This is a genomic window from Cohaesibacter marisflavi, assembly GCF_963665895.2.
Classification (GTDB): domain Bacteria; phylum Pseudomonadota; class Alphaproteobacteria; order Rhizobiales; family Cohaesibacteraceae; genus Cohaesibacter; species Cohaesibacter marisflavi.
Map to the genome: position 1 here is coordinate 4,481,904 of NZ_OY762534.1, position 18,520 is coordinate 4,500,423.

13 protein-coding genes are annotated in these 18,520 nt (G+C 54.4%); 7 read left to right on the forward strand and 6 right to left on the reverse strand.

Annotated features, from left to right (window positions below):
* Positions 1–5: 5 nt before the first annotated feature.
* Positions 6–4,682 carry a CheR family methyltransferase gene (locus tag ACKPCT_RS20920; RefSeq protein ID WP_319567869.1) on the reverse strand — a complete coding sequence of 1,559 codons (4,677 nt, stop codon included), beginning with the start codon at positions 4,680–4,682 and terminating at the stop codon, positions 6–8.
* A 235-nt stretch (positions 4,683–4,917) separates the two neighbouring features.
* On the opposite strand from ACKPCT_RS20920, the gene ACKPCT_RS20925 reads away from it, so the two are divergent.
* A complete protein-coding gene (locus ACKPCT_RS20925; RefSeq protein ID WP_319567870.1) occupies positions 4,918–5,604 on the forward strand; it encodes a hypothetical protein in 687 nt (228 codons plus the stop codon).
* 57 nt (positions 5,605–5,661) lie between these two features.
* Positions 5,662–6,861, forward strand: a complete 1,200-nt coding sequence (locus tag ACKPCT_RS20930; RefSeq protein ID WP_090073902.1) for a response regulator — start codon at positions 5,662–5,664, stop codon at positions 6,859–6,861.
* Between the two features lie 41 nt (positions 6,862–6,902).
* Here the strand turns inward: ACKPCT_RS20930 and ACKPCT_RS20935 are convergent, their stop codons facing one another.
* Positions 6,903–8,762 carry a [FeFe] hydrogenase, group A gene (locus tag ACKPCT_RS20935; protein ID WP_319567871.1) on the reverse strand — a complete coding sequence of 620 codons (1,860 nt, stop codon included), beginning with the start codon at positions 8,760–8,762 and terminating at the stop codon, positions 6,903–6,905.
* 3 nt (positions 8,763–8,765) lie between these two features.
* Positions 8,766–10,763 (reverse strand): FAD-dependent oxidoreductase, encoded by a 1,998-nt coding sequence (locus tag ACKPCT_RS20940; RefSeq protein ID WP_319567872.1) that lies wholly within the window; start codon positions 10,761–10,763, stop codon positions 8,766–8,768.
* Positions 10,764–11,315: 552 nt separating this feature from the next.
* Between ACKPCT_RS20940 and ACKPCT_RS20945 the strand changes: the two genes are divergently transcribed.
* Genes ACKPCT_RS20945 through ACKPCT_RS20955 form a run of 3 tightly spaced genes read left to right on the forward strand, consistent with a single transcriptional unit; the run spans position 11,316 to position 13,866 of the window.
* Positions 11,316–12,332, forward strand: a complete 1,017-nt coding sequence (locus tag ACKPCT_RS20945; protein ID WP_319567873.1) for an ABC transporter substrate-binding protein — start codon at positions 11,316–11,318, stop codon at positions 12,330–12,332.
* Positions 12,333–12,335: 3 nt separating this feature from the next.
* Positions 12,336–13,133, forward strand: a complete 798-nt coding sequence (locus ACKPCT_RS20950) for an ABC transporter permease (RefSeq protein ID WP_319567874.1) — start codon at positions 12,336–12,338, stop codon at positions 13,131–13,133.
* Complete coding sequence (locus ACKPCT_RS20955) at positions 13,123–13,866, forward strand: ABC transporter ATP-binding protein (protein ID WP_319567875.1); 744 nt, start codon at positions 13,123–13,125, stop codon at positions 13,864–13,866. Before ACKPCT_RS20950 ends, ACKPCT_RS20955 begins: the two co-directional genes overlap by 11 nt.
* Here ACKPCT_RS20955 and ACKPCT_RS20960 read toward each other — a convergent pair.
* Together ACKPCT_RS20960 and ACKPCT_RS20965 are read right to left on the reverse strand one after the other, a co-directional pair.
* The gene (locus tag ACKPCT_RS20960) at positions 13,832–14,599 is read right to left on the reverse strand and encodes a sulfite exporter TauE/SafE family protein (RefSeq protein ID WP_319567876.1); all 768 of its coding nucleotides are present in this window, start codon (positions 14,597–14,599) and stop codon (positions 13,832–13,834) included. The two genes, ACKPCT_RS20955 and ACKPCT_RS20960, sit on opposite strands and share 35 nt — an antisense overlap.
* Positions 14,600–14,690: 91 nt before the next feature.
* Entirely contained in the window at positions 14,691–15,857 is a 1,167-nt protein-coding gene (locus ACKPCT_RS20965; protein WP_090073894.1) for a M20 aminoacylase family protein, read from the reverse strand.
* Positions 15,858–16,173: 316 nt separating this feature from the next.
* Between ACKPCT_RS20965 and ACKPCT_RS20970 the strand changes: the two genes are divergently transcribed.
* Positions 16,174–17,397 carry a D-alanyl-D-alanine carboxypeptidase family protein gene (locus tag ACKPCT_RS20970; protein ID WP_319567877.1) on the forward strand — a complete coding sequence of 408 codons (1,224 nt, stop codon included), beginning with the start codon at positions 16,174–16,176 and terminating at the stop codon, positions 17,395–17,397.
* 13 nt (positions 17,398–17,410) lie between these two features.
* On the opposite strand, the gene ACKPCT_RS20975 is transcribed toward ACKPCT_RS20970, so the two are convergent.
* Positions 17,411–17,647, reverse strand: coding sequence for a sulfurtransferase TusA family protein (locus ACKPCT_RS20975; protein ID WP_090073891.1), 237 nt, complete (start codon positions 17,645–17,647; stop codon positions 17,411–17,413).
* 155 nt (positions 17,648–17,802) lie between these two features.
* Here ACKPCT_RS20975 and ACKPCT_RS20980 point away from each other — a divergent pair, with 155 nt between their 5' ends.
* The gene (locus ACKPCT_RS20980; RefSeq protein WP_090073889.1) at positions 17,803–18,342 is read left to right on the forward strand and encodes a DUF924 family protein; all 540 of its coding nucleotides are present in this window, start codon (positions 17,803–17,805) and stop codon (positions 18,340–18,342) included.
* Positions 18,343–18,520: the final 178 nt, after the last annotated feature.

Below are 18,520 nucleotides of genomic sequence, written 5' to 3' on the forward strand. Positions count from 1 at the left end.
GCAGGCTATTTCCCTTGTTTGGGCCAGGTGAAACGAAATGTCGTTCCCGGCTCTATGGATGGATCCGAGAGGATTGTCAGCGTTCCGCCTACGGACTCAATGGCTTTCTTGACCAATGCCAGTCCCATGCCGTTTCCGGGAACCTTGTCCTTGCGTTCCAGCTTCCTGAAGGGGAGCAGGATCTTGCCGTGATGTTTGGGGTCGATGCCCGGCCCATCATCGCAGACAGCAAAGGCCCATGCATCGCCCAGATCTTCCTGCCAGACCTTCACAATACCATTGTCTTTGTCGTGATATTTAATGGCGTTTTCAATCAGGTTACGCAGCACGAGTAACAGGGGCGCGCGGTAGGTAAGAATGCTCTCCTGTGGCAAGCTGGTCTCAAAGCGGATGGCGTCGCTGCCGTCCACGATATCGAAGATGCTTTGCAGATTGACTGTCAGATGGATTTCTTCAGCTTCCTGAACATTAGAACCGGCTTTGGAATAATCTGACAGATCTGCGATCAGGCTGCCCAGATGCGAAATCTGGTCCTTTAGCCGGTCGATATGCTCCTGGATTTCGTTTTGGGTGTTTTCGTCCAGATCTTCCTCGATCCAGGTCGCGGTATGCTGGATGGCGCGGAGCGGGCCAGCCAAATCGTGGCTGATGATGTGGGTGAACTGATTGAGATTCTCGTTGATCAGCTTGAGTTCCTGATTGTGCGCTTCGAGTTCCTTTTCAGCGCGCACCCTGTCGGACACATCGGCGAGTACGGTGCGGGTCTGCTCAACGCCTTTTCCGTCTGCAACGATGATGGTCGACATTTCGACATCTATGATGCCCCCGTCCTTTTTAACCATCTGGAAGGGCACATTGTCGGCTTGCTTGTTCTTGGTGGTCTCGGGCAATACCACCTCATAGGCATATTGCGTTGAGGCCTCCGTCATGAATTCTTCCCAATGGTGACCGATGACGTCCTCGCGTTCATAGCCCAGCGTTGTGAGCCATTCTTCATTGGCCTCAACAATAATGCCATCCTTGTCGAGGGAATGCATAATGACCGGGGTTTCCATATAGAGCTTGCGGAAGCGCTCTTCTTCTTCCATGAACATGTTATTGAGCATTTCCAGCTTCTCTTGCTGGTCTCTGCGAAACAGCTCATAGCCGATCCAGTCGGCAATGCGGTCGATTATTGGCTGGTAATTTTCAAGATAGCTTTTGCTGATGTGGAATTTCGAGGCAAGGAGAATGGCTCCGTTGGCCTCGCCATTGCTTATGGTCGGCGCGCCGATGACTGTTTGATAGCCTTTGGAATGGAATATGTCTGTGGTCCTGACAATGCAGGCGATGAAATAGTCCCGATAGGGTATGCCCTCGTCAGAGGTCAGAGCATGCTGGCAAGAAGCGCACGGGGTTGAGAAGGTCTGCCCAACCGAGAGCTTGCCCTTTTTCATCCCGATAATGGTGTCGACTGCGATCTGCTGATTTTCGAAACTTATTTTCAGCGCAGCAGGTAGCCTTGAGACCTCGGATACGCGGGTTAGAATACGCTCGATCTTGTCGTTAAGATCAAGATTGGTGCTGGCCGCTATGCGGTTGAACTCGCTAATCAAATTCTCCCGTTCGACAATTTCCGTCACATTGTGCAAGACCGCCTGTATCTCGAAAATCGCTCCATGCTCGTCTCGCAGGATGTTGAAGCGGCATTGCAGCCATTTGCTGGACTTGTCTGCCTGTTTGAACTCCCATTCGATGGAGACATCCTGCTCCAGATTTTCAATCGCATTGACCAGATCTTCCTTTTGCGGGGTTTTCAAAAGATTTTTGAAAAGGGTGCCCTTTATGGCGTCCGGATCGATGTTGAAAAAGGCATGAAAGGCACTGTTGGCGTAGGTGATGGTCGTGTCCGGCTTGAAGCGGCAGATGAGGTCGCTCTGAAGATCGACGACGGTTTTGTAAAATTCGCGTTCTTGTTTCACACGCTCCTGCGCGCGCTTCAATTCATCAATTTCAAACACAGTAATGACGGCGCCGGTGATGGTTTCCAGCTCGGTCTTATAGGGCAGAATATTCAGCAGATAGATGATGCCATCGCATTCGACTTCTCTTGAATGTTCGGTGCCTCTGGTGATGGTTTCCAGTGTGTGGGCCAGCAAATCGGTGCTGTCAAAACGGCAGGTGACATGGCCGATGGGGCGGCCTACGTCATGAGGCATCAGGTTGAAGGCTTTTGTTGAGGCTGGTGTGAAGCGGCGGATTCTCGCCTCTTCATCAAGAAAGATGGTTCCGATTTGCGTGCTGCGCAGCAGATTCTCCATGTCATCCGTCATTTCGGTCAGTTCGACAATCTTGCGCTGATGCTCGGCGCCGACGGTATAGAGCTCTTCGTTGACCGAATGCAGCTCTTCGTTGGTGCTTTGCAGTTCCTCGTTGGAGGCGGTTAGTTCTTCGTTTGTCGCCTGCAGTTCCTCGTTGCTCGTTTCCAGCTCTTCGATGGTTGTCTGAAGGCTTTCACCCGTGGAGCGAAGTTCATTTTCCAGTTCGGCAATGCGGCTGACATAGATCTCTTCATGGCCCAATATGGGGGCGTTGCTGTTCTTGATTGTGCGCTCGGAAAGCGGGGATTTCCTCTCTTCCAGTGTGATCAGCAGGAAAACACTGTGGCTTTCCACATTCAGGATCTTGGTGACCCGGATGGTCAGACGGGTCAGATTGTCTTCGGATTCCTTGATCTGGACGGAGCGTTCGAAGTCTGGTTCGTGGTTGATCGTCATGGCGCGTTCGATGCCAGACGTGATCGCGAGTTTGAGATCCGTCTGCACCAGATCTGTGATGCGATTGCTGAACAACCCCTTGCGGACTTGCAGGAATTTGTCCGCATTGCCAAAGATATGCATCAATTCGCCAAGGTCATTGATCAGGAACCCTGTCGGCGCATACCGCTCTAGCAACCTGTCATAGGCGCCATAGAGGGCTTGGCGGGTGAGGCTTTCCTTTTTGGCTGCTGCCAGATTGTGAGAGCGCGTTTCTCTTAGGGAAAGGCCATTTTCCGTGTCCTCTTGTGAGCGTGACGTGGCGGGCATCAAGAAGGCTGCATCGCGGATCTGGCTGTTGTGTTTTTTCTGGAAGATGCGCCATCTCTTGTCGATGGAGGTAAATTCTTCATCCAGATTGCCCACGGTTTCGCTTGATCCCAGGAAGAGGTGTCCTTTCTCCTTGAGGGCAAAATGAAACAGCGACAACACCTTGCGCTGGGCCAATTCATTAAAGTAAATCAACAAATTGCGACAGGTAACCAGGTCTATTTTGGTAAAGGGCGGATCTTTTAGCAGATTTTGCGTCGAGAAGACGACCTTGCGCCTGAGGCTTTTCTTCACCTGATAGCGGTTGTCGACAAAATCAAAATAGGTTTTGAGCAATGTCTCTGGAATATGGGCCACGCTCTCGGCGTTGTAGCTTCCTTCTGCCGCAATTTCGAGGGATCTGAAATGGATGTCGGTTGCGAATATTTTGAGGTTGGGCGTGATACCGTTGCGCTTGGCGATTTCGCTCACCAGTATGGCGATGGAATAGGCTTCCTCACCGGTTGCACAGCCGGGCACCCAGATCCGGATTTGTCTCTCCTCAGTCATATTTGCAACAAGGTCGGGCAGAACCTTCGACTTGATTGCCTCGAAGGCTTCCTTGTCGCGGAAAAATTCGGTGACCCCAATCAGCAAGTCACAATAAAGGGTGTCCATTTCTTCCTTGTCAAACAGTAGGCTCTCGCAATATTTGTCGAGGCTGGCCTCGCGCTTGAGCAGGGCGCGGCGCTGGATTCTGCGATGGATGGTCGCGTTCTTGTAGAAGGTGAAATCCGTGCCGTAGGATTTTTGCAAAATGGCCAGAATACGGGATTCAGGATTGCCTATCTCCGTATCAATGGCTTCCGGTTCTGGGCGGGGTACTTCTGAGCCGCTGATCACCGCCGCGAGGATTTCCGGCATATCCGTCACGTCGGCAACATAGGCGGTGTTGATGGTGTCGATGACTTTGCGGGGCATGGAGTCGAACTTGGCCTTGGATGGCTCTTGCGCAATGACGACACCCCCATGTTGCACGATCTGCAAGCTGCCTCTGGTGCCGTCCGATCCTGTTCCCGACAGGACAATCCCGATGGCGTGTTCCCCCTCTTCTTTGGCGAGAGAGGTGAAAAAGGCATCGATGGGCAGGCTCAGCATATCATTGTCGGGATAAGCGGTTGCCGAGAGTTTGCCCTCTTTGACCGAGAGCTCGGTTCGGGGCGGATTGAGATAGATGACGTTGGGCTCGATGGCCATCTGATCTTCCGCGTGCACAATGCGCATATGTGTGTGGCGGGCGATCAACTGATCCATCATCGACTGGAAGTTGGGGGAGAGATGCTGAATGATGACAAATGCCACATTGGGATCTGTGGGTAAGGCATCAAAAAACTGCTCTATTGGCTCCAAACCACCGGCCGAGGCGCCGATCGCAACGATGCGAATCGTATTGCCTTGTTGACCGGGCTCTGTTTGCGGATCGTCCAGAGCTGTTTCTTCTGCGGGCGGATGCGATAGCTGTTCAGATGCATCCACTTTGGTGTTTTCCGAAGGGGCTGAGCTGTTCTGCACTTTCTGGTCGAGCGCTTCTTGGGCCGGTGTCGCCGAAAGCTGTTCGGAATCAGTATCTTTACTCATGATCAATCCTCCCCCAAGGAATGAAAAACACGGTTTTCGATGCAATGTCGCCTTGCGCTCGGCTGATGATCCATTGAGCGAAGGCTTTTGTAATCACTATAAATGATCAGTTTTATCTAGACATATCCGAAACTTAGAGGGAAGATTAACATCAAATTAACCATAGTTAAATATGTCTATACATCTTAAAGTTGTTTGGTTGTTGATTTTTCACGGTATCGGGAGGGCTATTGTGATGACCAATGAGGACGGTGGCGTATCCTCTTCCGAACAGAGCATGAAAGCGCGCTATGAGCTTAGCCGCCGGATTGCCCATGACACCATGGCCCCCATCAGGCAGATTGCCCAGTTGATCGAGATTTTTAAGGCAGAGCATGCTGACTCGCTTGATGAGGATGCGCAGGTCATTCTGGGGATGGTGCAAGACAAGACCAGACAGTTGTCCGAAATGACACAGGCCGTGCGTGCGTATTCTGATGCCATGTGCAAGCCTCTTGCACTGCAGGAGGCCAATTTTGCGGCTGCTCTGTCGACGGAAATAGAATCACTCCAATTTGAAACAGTTTTGTTCAAAAGGGAAGATTCGATCTCGGTGACCGCCGATCCCCAGTTTTTGCGGCAGTTTATCCAGCGGCTCTTGAGAAGCATTCCCTTCGATGTTGCCAAAGAGCAATCCGCAGAACTGGTTCTTTCCGTTTGTCACGATGAGGCATCTGCCGCTCATATTCGTCTCGATTTCTCGCCTTGCAGCATTGATTTTTCGGAGAAACTCCAGTTGAGCGAGTTGGCGCAGTATAAATCTGGAGATCTGTTCGAACTTCTTTGTCTTCATGAGTGTAGTGAGATTTGCCTCCGGCATGGTTGGGCGCTTTACATGGAGAAGAACGGAGATGATGTGCTCAGGGTGAATATCTGTTTGTGATTTACAGATTTTTAACTATCCTCTTCTGGACCGATATTCTGATCACGGGGGTTTCAGATGTGTGCGGCCTGGATGAGCTATTCTCAGGGAATGGCGAGCGAACTCGAGCGGATATCTCAAGCCGCTGGAGAAGATATTCATCTTTCATGTCTTCTGCTGGATGATGATCCGATTGACAGGCGCTATGTGCATTGGTTGCTGCAACAGCTGACAGGGTTTCGGTTTGACGTGACCTTTGCCGACAGTTTGAAAGAAGCTGAGAAACTTTGCTCAGACAATCATTTTGATCTCTATCTTTTCGACTACTGGATGGGGGAGGATTCCTCTGTTTCCCTTGTTTCCTCTCTGAGAGAGGGAGGCGACACTGCCGGTACGATCGTTGTCATGTCGTCGCTTGATGATACGTCTTTTCAGGAGGTCAGCCTCAATTCCGGCGCGGACATGTTTCTGGCCAAACAGGAGCTTTCAGCCAAGACGCTTGAACTGATGCTGCGCAACATCGCCCAGATCGCATCGAACACCCGCTTGAACTATCATCAGAAACAGCTTGATGCGGACAAGATTGGCGGTTGGCTGAAGCATATCAATGGCGGGCTCGATCAGTCTCACGGATTCGCCGTTCTGGCCCTTGATGCGCTTAAGGCTGGACGCGGACAGGAGGCCGAGGGCCTCATCTCCGATGCACTCGAACGGATTGCCGCGCTGCGGAATGAGGTGTCCTATGTCGGCGTGGGCATATCCATGCTGAACAAGGAGAGTGCCCTCAAACTCAAGCCGTTTGACGTCAGCACCGTCTTGACCGAAGTGGTTGAGGAATGTCGCTTTGAAGCCGAGCAATTTGGCAAGACGCTGAGCTTTTGCGAGCATGTGGCGGATTCGATCATTCTCAGTGACGAGGGGCTACTCAGGGAACTGCTGTTTGTTCTGCTGCGCGGAGCCGTGCGCTATGCGAGCGAAAGCTCTGATGTCGCCGTGAGTTATGAACTCGGCTCCGAGACGCTCGATATCTTTATCTCCGAGTTTGGCACCGCAGAGGATCAGGCGCAGGATATTCGTCAATTTGATGTTTCCGGCACCATCAGTCTGGCCTATCTGTTTGGCACCGAACGGGCGGGCAGCCTTCTGCTGGCTGAACATATCCTGCAGATTCTGGGAGGAGACTGGACGGTTGGCTACGCGAACCGCAATCTTGAAATCAGCTGCCGGATTCCGCTCAATGCGGATCTGTTGCAGGAGCGGGGATCGGGCCTGTCCTGATGCGCAGGCCCGACTGGTTTTGATGATCTGATTTTACTCTTTCAGTAAAGAACCGAGCTCATGGACAGATTGTCCCAGATTTCCTTCACCGTATGCCGAAGGTCCTTGCGGCGATCCTCATAGTGCGTATGCAGCAGGTGATGGGCTTTTTCCGAGTTTGGTGCTTGCAGAAAATCCCTGTAAAGGGCCTGCACCTGCATATTCTTGTGCGACTGGCGCACGTTGGTTTTCCGGTCGACATTATAGATGGTTTCCCGCCGCGCCATGGCCAGCGGTAAATAGGCTTTCTTGGAACGCAAGGAGCCTCCGCCATCGACGCATCCCCCCGGACAGGCCATGACCTCGATAAAGTCATAATCGGCTTCACCAGAGCGGACCATTTCCACCAGCTTGCGCGTGTCACCGAGCCCATGGACCATGGCGACCTTGACCGCGCCGATCGGGCCACCCAGATCAACCGTTGCTTCGCGTACCCCTTCAAAGCCGCGCAACTGCGTAAGCTCCACTTTGTCCAATTCCTTGCCGTTGACGACAGAATAGATGGTGCGCACGGCTGCTTCCATGACGCCGCCCGTGGTGCCGAAGATGGCGGCAGCGCCAGAATATTCGCTCATATACGGGTTGTCGAAGCTGGAAGGCTTGATGGTCTTGAGGTCAATCCCTTCACGCCGCAAAAGGCGGGCAAATTCTCGGGTGGTCAGCACCACATCCGTATCCTGCTTGCCTGCTTCACCCAATTGCGGGCGGGCTGCTTCGTCTTTCTTGGCGATGCAGGGCATGATTGAGATGACACGGATCTTGTCGGCGGCAATATCCTGTTTTTCCGGTAGGTAAGCCTTGGCAATGGTCGAAAGCACCTGTTGGGGTGATTTGGTTGACGACAGCAGGGGCAGGATATCGGGATAGTGGGTTTCGGCAAAATTGATCCATGCCGGGCAGCAAGAGGTAAAGGTTGGCTTGCGGCCTTCCTTGAGGCGGCCGAGCAGCTCGGTGCCTTCTTCCATAATGACAACGTCAGCGGCGAAATTTGTGTCGAGCACGATATCGACGCCGATCTTGCGGCAGGCAGAAATCACCTGACCTTCCACATTGGTGCCCGCTGGCATGCCGAATTCTTCGCCAAAGGCAACGCGCACGGCTGGCGCAAACTGGACCACCGTTGTGATGTCCGGATCACAGATATAATCGAGTGCCTTGTCGATTTCGTCTCTCTCGCCCAGCGCCCCGGTGGGGCAGACCAGAACGCATTGTCCGCAGGAGACGCAGATATTGCTCATCGGATCGGCGCCATCGCGCAGGGCAACGACGCGGTCATTGCCGGTGCCTTCCATGACGAGGGCATCAATGCCCTGATGATCGCGACAAATGGCAACGCAACGCTGACAGCGGATACAGCGGCGCATGTCTCGAATCATGGATGTGGAGGCTTCGTCCACCGGGCGGCTCTCGGCCAAAAGCCGGTCAAAAAATCGGTTTTCCGTCAGGCCTACATATTGGGCCACGTCCTGCAACTCGCAGTCGCCATGGCGGATGCAGGTGGCGCAGTCCTGAAGATGGTCCGCCATGAGCAGCTCGACCTGGAGCTTCTGCATGTCGCGCGCCTTTTTGGAGCGCGTCTGGACGGTCATCCCTTCACGCACCGGAGTGTTGCAAGAGGTGACGATCTGCGCGCCATTGTGTTTTGAATGGGTGATTTCCACGACGCAGACGCGGCATGTGCCCGGCGTGTGATCGATATCATCCAGCTCGCACAGGGTTGGGATATAGATATCGTGGCGCCGCGCACAGGACAGGATGGTCTCATTGGGAAAGGCCATGCATTGTTTGTTGTTGATCTGAAGCTTGATGGTTGCCTCGGCAGGATCGCGTCCGGCATAGCTGATGGGCTCAGTGGTGCACATGGCTCAGGCCGCTCCTTCGGGGATGGAATGCTTGGTGATGACGGAATAGAGGCGATAGCAGCGCATGCAGCGTTGCGCCTCTGTATAGGCGTCTTCCAGACTGATGGTCTGTTCCACCTCGCCGAACATTTTCTTGCGCAAATCCGGATCAAGCGCCGGATTATGCACGCGATAGCCATTGCGCACCGGCGTTTCCACGGCGTCATTGGCGAGGAAGGCATTCTCGTTGATCAGCTCGCGCATACGAGAGCGCTTGAAGAAGCGCGGCGTGCCGAACTGGATCCAGTCGTCGATGCTGCGTGCGGCCTTCAACCCTGCCGACATGGCGTAGATGAGAGTAGAGGGGCCGGTAACGCAGTCCCCACCGGCAAAGACGCCAGGTCGGGAGGTGGTCAGGGACTTGTCCGCTTCCACGCATTTCCAATGGTTGAAGTCGATGCCTTCCTCTGCGATGCGTTCCTGACTTTCTACCTGCTGGCCGATGGCGGCAATGACCGTTGAGCAGGCCATGACATGCTCCGTGCCGGGGATGGGGCGCACGCTTCGGCGACCGCTTTCGTCCGGCTCCGTTTCTTCCATCTCAACCAGTTCAATGCCGGTAATCTTGCCATTTTCGCTGATAATGCGGGTCGGTGTGCAAAGGGTATGAAAGTCGATATCTTCCTTCTCTGCCTCTTCCACTTCTTCAGTGTCGGCGGGCATGGCATCGCGGGTGCGGCGATAGATGAGGTGAGCATTGTCGGCACCAAGACGGACCGCCGAGCGGACGCAGTCCATGGCAACGTTGCCGCCGCCGACGACCACCACATCGCCCTTGAGCTGGAAGGTGTTAATGCCATCCACATGGTCATGCACCTTGAGCAGGAAATCGATGCCGGTGAAATAGCCTTCGCGCACCTGTTCTTCATTCTTGAGGCCCAACATGGTGCCTTCCTGACAGCCAAGGCCAAGGAAAACCGCCTTGTAGCCGCGCTGGAACAGATCGTCGATTGTGAAGTCGGCTCCCAATTGCTGGCCAAACAGGAAACGTCCCCCCAGATCAACGATGATGTCGGTTTCCATGGCGAGGGTATCCTTGGGCAGGCGATAGTTCGGAATGCCGATCTGGGCCATACCGCCGGCTTTATCCTGCTTTTCAAACACATCCACATGATAGCCGTGTAGCAGCAGATGATAGGCACAGGAAATGCCCGCCGGTCCGGCGCCAATGACGGCGACCTTCATGCCATCGGCGAGGGGCTTCTGGATCATTTCCCGGGTGAATTTGAGGGCATGCGGCCCTTTCTGCTGGTCTGCGACAAAGCGTTTGAGGGTTTTGATGCCCACCGCCTCGTCCACGAATTTGCGTCGGCAGGCCTGCTCGCAATAGCGCACACAGACACGGCCACAGGTGGCGGCCATGGGGTATTTCTGTAGCAACACACCCAGTGAGTTTTCCGGTTTGCCATCGCGGATATAGTCGATATAGCGCGGCACATTGACCTTGGAGGGGCACGCCTCGATGCAGGGGGCTGTCATATAGGCCATGCCATGCTGGGCGCGGATGGGCATATGATCGGCCACTTCCTTCTCGATCTGCTCGCGGAAGTGATGGATGACCTCCAACAGGGCGATGCAGCAGGTCTGTCCCAGGCCGCAAAGGGAGGTTTCCTTCATTTGGTCAGCCAGCATTTCGATATCATCGAAATCGAGCGGGGAATCCAGCCCGCGGCGCATCTTGTCCAGCGCGTCCCGTATCAGCACTGTGCCCATGCGGCAGGGCGTGCAGGCACCACAGGATTGTTCTGCAGCTTTGTTGATATAATGAAAAAGCCCGTCGACCAGACTGACGCTTTCATCAAAGACGAAAAAGCCCCTATCCGCAAAAAAGGCACGGACTGCATTTCCTTCGTCAAATTCGTCGAAATTTCGCAAGGCTGCGAGTGGCGTGTCCTTGCCGGGCAAATCGCGCCGTGCATCATGAACAACCCCATCCCAAACGCCATACACCACTTGTGCCACAGTGACCCCCGTCGCGTAGAATAACCAACGTAAACAGGAAGGCATCCAGACTCAGTTGCGGAGTATGACAGCAAAATCTTCCGTAGCTGATTTGGCGCCTTCGTCGTAGATCCACCCTTTGGACAAAGCCGTTTTCTTGTTTTGGCCTATGTTCGGTCAGAAAAGGGTAAAAATCTTGCGGTAAGTCAAACTGCTACAAAGCAACCCGTCGGATCTGAAGAGAAATATTTTTAATTCAATGTATGAAATATTTATCTGTTTGTTTTTTATCTATCCAATTGTTTTGAAAATGTGATTAGATTGAGGGTGTTATGGTAAATTCTCAAATTTTTCCAGAATGTTGTTTTGTCGCGGTAAGAATACTGAGAATTGTTTGTTTTTGGCGGAAGTACGATGTATTCAATACTTTCGTCTTATAAGGGTGAAAGACTTGTTGAATATGGTCCTTTGGGATCGGTTTGCCAGAAATTGCCTTGAATTCTGTTTTTCTCTTTGGATTTTAGTGGTGTTCTAGTCGGTGGGGCAGCTTAAGGTAAAAAGGGAGGTTGGGAGATGTTTTTACCGTCGGACATGCCGCTCGAAAGGCGTTCTTTGCTCAAATGGGCGGCCGGCTTGGCTGTTGCTGGGGCGCCTTTCTCTCTGGGCGGCCTGTCGGCCAATGCTGCTTCTGGTGGCAGTCTGACCTTGTGGGGCATTCCTGCCTCTCCTTCTGCCGTCTTTGCCCGTGCCGTGGCCTCTGGTGCTTTGGAGGGGATTGCGCCGGATTTACGGTTTAATGTTTGGAAAAGCACCGACCAGATGCGCGCGGGCATTGCCTCTGGCGACTTCAAGCTGTTTGCAACCTCCACCTATGCTGCTGCCAATTTCTTCAATCGCGGCGCAGGCACAGTGATGCTCAATGTGGTGACATGGGGTGTGCTCTATGTGATGGCGCGTGAGGAGGGCATAACCAGAATTGAGGATCTGGCGGGCAAGCGGGTTTTGCTGTCCAACAAGAATGAAGCGCCCGATTTGCTGTTTCGTCTTGTGCTTATGTGGGCCGGACTGGACCCGGACAAGGATGTGACGCTGGATTATGTCGGCTCGCCGGGGGAAGCTGTGCCGCTTTATCTCTCAGGGCGCGGCGATGTGGCGGTGTTGCATGAACCTGCATCGACTGCGGCGCTGTTTCAAGCCAAAAAAGCCGGGCTGCCTCTCTATCGCGCCATTGATATCACTAAGGTTTACGGCGTTCACACGGGGCGGGGGCCACGCATTCCGCAGGTGGGGTTGGCGGTCAACCCTGCCTTTCTTGAAGAGAAGCCGGAGGTCGTTGCCGCCGTGCATCAGGCCTGCGTTGAGGCGGGCGAGTGGACAAAGGCCAACTGGGATGAGGCGGGTAAGCTGGCTGCGCAATCTCTTCCCCTGCCTGCGCCGGTGATCGCCCGGTCTCTGCCCTATGTACATCTGGATGTGCAGTCGGCCAAAGAGGCGCGTGCGGATATCGAGCTTTATTTTGAGCATCTGATGAGCCTTGATCCGGGCATTGTTGGTGGTAGGAAGCCGACGCCGGATTTTTACTGGGGGTAACGGGTGGCCAAGCGTGATCGACAAAGCTCCGGATATCTGAAGCGGTGGCTGCTGTTTGCTGTCGGCGTTGGGGGAATGCTGGCGCTGTGGCAGGCGGGCCATGTTGCCTATGGCTCGCTCGTGCTGCCCGGCGTCGGCGAAACCTTCGTCATGCTTGGCAGGATGATCAGGGCAGGGGAGGTGGTGGTTGCGCTTCAGACCACGACCTTCAATGCGCTTTTAGGCTGGTGCATCAGTGTCGTGATGGGTGTGATGGCAGGAGGTATGGCCGGTCGCTTCAAAGATGTGCGTTTTGTGTTGCAGCCGGTGTCCCTCATCCTTCTTGGCATTCCGGCGATTGCGTGGATCGTGTTGGCGCTCCTGTGGTTTGGTGGCCGGTGGGCGGTGGTCTTCACGGTTGCCGCGGCGACCGCGCCGATGATCTTTGCTGCCGCCTTGCAAGCTGTGCGCAGCCTTGATGGGGATCTGGCGCGGATGGCTCGCGCCTTCCATACGCCACCACGGGCGATGGTAAGCGATGTCTATGGGCCTCATATGCTGGCCTATCTCTATCCGGCACTGGCCACAACGCTGGCCATGTCATGGAAAGTTTCCATTATGGCCGAGTTGCTCTCTGGCTCGGGTGGCATAGGCGATGGCATCGCTGCGGCGCGGGCGCGGGTGGATACGGCCCAATTGCTGGCGTGGGTGGTTGTCGTTGTCTTTATTTTGATTGTGCTTGACCATCTGCTGCTGCGCCTTGTGCGCGAGCGCATGCATGTCTGGCGCAGGCAGGAAGAAGGGGGCAGGCATGGGGGATAATCTGCTCTCTATCGAGAATGTCCATTTTGCCTATGGCTCCCAACCGGTGCTGGCGGATATATCGCTGACCTGTTCGGCACAGGGAGTGGTGGCGCTTATGGGGCCTTCGGGATGTGGCAAGACAACTTTGTTGTCTCTGATGCTTGGACTTTTGACGCCCGATGCTGGCCGGATTGTCTGCGCAGCGCAGCGCCTTTCAGTGATGTTTCAAGAGCCACTCTTGTTGACATGGCGGACGGCCATCGACAATGTGGCTTTTGCCTTGAAGGGGCAGGTTGCTGCTCGTCGTGAGCGGGAGGAAAAGGCGGCGGCAATACTTGAGGTTGTGGAGCTGCCTGAGGAGCATTATCGGCAATTTCCCCATCAGCTTTCGGGCGGTATGCGTCAACGGGTCTCGTTGGCGCGGGCGCTCGTTGTCGAGCCGGATATGCTGCTGTTGGACGAGCCATTCCACGGGCTTGATTTCAGTTTGGTCCAACAGATGCAGGCGCTGTTGTGTCATCATGTTGATGCACACGGAATGGGCCTGTTGATGGTGACCCATGATGCCCGCCATGCTGTGGCGCTGGCCGATGACATTTTGTTGCTGACATCCGCGCCGGCTCGCATCGTGACCCGTTTTGTCAATCATGGTTGGGGCAATCGGCAACAGGAATTGGCGCTGGCCGATGAGATTGAACAAGCTCTGATGGGGGATGTCACAGGACGCTTCGGGCCGCGCCCAAAAGCATGAGTAGCGCCAGCGCCGTGATGATAACTCTGAAAATCTTGCGAAACAGCGCCTCATCCATGACATGGAGAAGTTTGCTGCCGGTGCGGGTGCCCAGATATCCAGACAGGATCATGGCGCCGATAAGGCCCAGCCAGTTGGTATAGGCAAAGCCGATAAAACCGAAGGCGATGATCTTCAAGGCATGGGAGAGTGTCATGGCTGCTGCATGAGTGGCAACGACCCCTTGCCGGTTGTCGATCCGGCCGGAAATGAGGGCAGCAAGCAGCGGCCCGGTGGCGCCCACAAACATGCCTGCCAGAGAAGCGATAAAAGCGCCAACTCCAACAGTGCGATCTCCGCTTTTCACTCGCCTTGGGGTGGGTAGCCAGGTGATTGCCAGAACAAACAGGGCAAGAATGGTCTTGAGAAGGGCATCGGGTAGGGCGACGACGATCTGAGACCCAAGAAGGGTGCCGACAATAGCGCCCAGCGCGATAAGGCCGATCAGGCGCCAATGGATGTGATTGCGCAGATGCCAAGCGCGCCCGGCGTTGGACCCCATCTGCACGGTGCCATGCACGGGAATGAGCGTGGTCACAGGAATGACCATGCCTAAAATCGCCAGAAGGGTCACGCCGCCGCCAATGCCAAAGGCGGCCGTGAATGCAGATGTGAAGAAGCTCGCGATGATGAGCCCCCAGAGCGTCACCTCGGTAAGCTGGGTATGGGCAAAGAGGGGCAAGGTTTCCAGCAAAGGCGATTGTCTCTTTTGCGTTGGATATTTTGATTATGCCGCGTTGAAAAAAAGAGCCGGGGGTGACGCCGGCTCTTTCAAATGGCTTGCGTTAAGCTGGCAGCAGCTCTTCGACCAGTTTGGCCCAGTAGGAAGCGCCAACCGGAATGACTTCATCATTGAAATCATAGTTGGGGTGATGAAGCGGAGCAGAGTCGCCGTTGCCGATAAAGATGAAGGCTCCGGGGCGTTCTTGCAGCATGAAGGAAAAATCTTCGGCGCCCATGGTGGCAACCACGTCATCAACCACCTTATCCGCTCCCGCGATGGACTTGGCCACCTTGACGGCAGTTTCCGTCTGGGCCTCATGGTTCACGGTCACTGGATAATCGCGCTTGTAATTGAGGCTTGCCTTTGCGCCATAAATAGCTGCGGTGCCTTCGACTATTTCCTTCAGGCGCTTTTCAGCCAAGGCGCGAGTTTCAGGATTTAGTGTGCGGACAGTCCCCTCAATGAGGCCGGTTTGCGGGATGACGTTGTCGGTAAAACCTGCTTCGACATGGCAAAGGGAAATGACGATGGAATCTTGCGGGTCGACATTGCGGCTGGCGATGGTCTGAATGGCCTGAATGATGGCGGAAATGACCACCACCGTGTCGATGCATTCATGCGGCTTGGCTGCATGCCCGCCACTGCCTTCAACATTGATATAAATGCGGTCGGCCGATGCCATCAGTGAGCCGGGACGAATCTGGAACGTACCGGCAGGCACGCCGGGCCAGTTGTGCATGCCATAGACCTGTTCGATGTTCCAGCGGTCCATCAAACCGTCTTCCACCATGGCACGGGCACCGCCGCCCCCTTCTTCAGCAGGCTGGAAGATGAGCACCACTTCGCCATCAAAGTTGCGGGTTTCCTGAAGATATTTGGCAGCCGCCAATAGCATGGATGTGTGTCCATCATGGCCACAGGCATGCATTTTGCCTTCAACCTTGGAGGCGTAAGGTTTGCCGGTCGCCTCATGCAGCGGCAGGGCGTCCATATCGGCGCGCAGGCCGATGGTGCGGCCGGACTTGTTGCTCTTGCCCTGAATGACGGCAACAACACCGGACTGGCCAACGCCGGAGGTGATGTTGGTAATGCCATAGGATTTCAACTCGGCGATGACGCGGGTTGTTGTCTTGTGGACGTCATATTGCAGTTCCGGATATTCGTGAAGGTCCTGACGTACTTTCTTGATCTGATTCTGAAACTCGGCAATTCGGTTGATGATAGGCATTGAAGTGACCTTTTGCTTTTCCGGGAGGCTTCTCGCACGTCGTCAATTTACGGCGATTTTTATGTCTGGATAAGACTGCATGGTGATGAGGTTTTCCATGCATTTGAGAGCAGATTAGTCATATGGCTAGGAGGGGGCAAGCGCTTTTGTTGTAAAATCGAACCTTCTTCGCTCCCTTTCTTGCCTCCATCATGGGAGGCCAAAGAATGGATCTTTGGCGCGCTGCTCTCTTGTTCGTGCCATGATCTTGGGTTAGAGAAGGGACAGGATAATTTGCCAAGCCATTGCCCGCTGCTTTTGGGAGTTCTCTTTCTTCATGATCGACCTTTCTGTCATCAGATGCCCGCGTCTGTCCATCAAACGGGCGGTCTACCGACCCGTTGTTCTGGCCTTTCTCATGCTGGCTGGCATCTTTCATGCCCATCTTGCGTTGGCCAATGCTGCCGCCAATGGACAGGGGACTTTGCCGGATCTGGAGATTTCCCCCAATCCGCTGCTGCTGATGGATGTGGCCACGGGCAATGTGCTTTATCAGCGAGATGCTAACAAGAAATGGTATCCTGCCTCTCTGACCAAGTTGATGTCGGCCTATGTCATTTTCAAAGCCATCGAGGCGGGTGAGATTTCCGAAGACAGTGTGTTGACCGTTTCCAAGCATGCGCTCTCCTATCCGCCTTCCAAAATGGGTTTCCCGGTGGGCACAAAGCTCACTGTTGGCAATGCGCTGCGCATGATGCTGGTTAAATCGGCCAATGATATTGCCGCCGCTCTCGCCGAGCGGGTTGCTGGTAGCGAGCCTGCCTTTGCCAAGCGTATGAATGCCGAGGCGCTGCGGCTCGGCATGCATGCGTCTCATTTTGTCAATGCCAACGGGCTTTATGCTTCGGGGCATGTGTCTTCGGCGCGGGACATGGCGCTGGTGGCGCGGCAGATTCTCGTTGAGTTTCCACAATATCGCACCCTGTTCCAGATACCGGCCATCCGGCATGGCAAGAAGGTGCTGCGCTCCTACAATACCTTGCTGGAACATTTTCGCGGTGCCAACGGCATGAAGACCGGCTTTGTCTGTGCGTCAGGGTATAATATCGTTGCCTCGGCCACCCGTGGCGGGCGACAGTTGCTGGCTGTGGTCATGGGGGCTCCCAACGCGCAAATCCGCGCTGAAACGGCCGCTTTTCTGCTAAGCGAAGGCTTCCAGCGGCAGGATATGCGCAGTGGTGCTGGTGTGCCGATCACGCAGGAAGCCGCCTTCGGGCCTATCGCCTCGGCTGGCAATATGCGCTCTGAGGTCTGTCCCAATGGTCAGGTGAAATGGAATCCGACCGTGAAATATAGCTCCAGCTATCTGTCGCCGCGCTTCAAACTCATGGAGCCGGTGCGGGTCTATGCGGGGGCGCGGTCGGTGGAACGGCCGGTGATCTTGCCGGAAAATCTGGCTCAGTTGCCTTTGTATGCTCCGAGGGACAAGTCTGTGCTGCCGCTCAAGCAGCAGAAGGGCTCGCAGATCAAGCTGGCTCAGCTGCCGCGCGCCAAGCCATGATTTTTTCTTGAGCTCAGCTTTCTGTCGCCTGTGTTCCCTTTTCAATGAGAAAGGTCAGGGCGTTGCTTTTCTTGCTGCTTTCCAGCAGTTTGTGGCCTTTCTGATTGCAGAAATGGGGTAGGTCGATCGCTGCCATGGGGTCGGTTGCGACAACACGCAGTTGAGTGCCTGCAGGCATTTGTCCGAGGGCTTTCTGGGTATGCAGAACAGGCAAGGGGCATTTGAGGCCTGTAAGATCCAGATCTTTCATCTGCGGCTCCTATTCCTCTTGCGCGGGGCTGCCTGTGACGAGGCACGAAGACATGTTCGGGCGAGGCTTCTGAAAGGCCTTGCTTTGTCTTCACTGTTTCATTCAACTCTGCAAGAAATCTATATGCGTTTTTACATAATTTTGCGAGACAAGATATGACCGAACCACATGATGTATTGAATTTCTGGTTTTCCGCTGATCCGAAGCTCTGGTTCAGCAAGAATGCGGCCTTTGACATGTGCATCCGTGTGTCGTTCGGGTTGGCGCTGGACGATGCCCGTGCGGGGCGCCTTCAGCATTGGGAAGAGGAGCTTCGGGGCAAGCAGGCGCTGATCATTCTGCTCGATCAATTTTCACGCAACCTCTTCCGGGGGCTTCCCGAGGCATTCTCCCATGATGAGGTCGCCCTGAGGCTGGCCTATGAGATGGTTGATATGCCCGATTGGGACGATCTCAATGCAGCCGAGCAGCAATTCGCAGTTATGCCGATGATGCATTCGGAGGCACTGGAGGATCAGAAAAATTGTCTGGCATGGATGAAGCAGATTGGCATAGAAGCGGCGATCAATGCTGCGCAGGAGCATTATGACATTATCGAGCGGTTCGGACGTTTTCCGCACCGCAATGCCGCATTGGGGCGGGAAACGACAGAGACTGAGCGTGCTTTCCTCACCAGTGGCGGTTTTTCTGGCTAGCATAGCGAGCAAAGTGTTTGGCTCACAATTAACTAAAATTTAAGGATTTTCTTTCGCCTCTGGGTTTTTGCGTATAGTTTGGACGCCAAATAGGGGAAGGTGCGATTTAGGCGGTCGCAGCCGTAGTTCGTCAGAAGCTTTCTAATGTTTGCCATTTGGAAACGGAATTGTGAAAGTA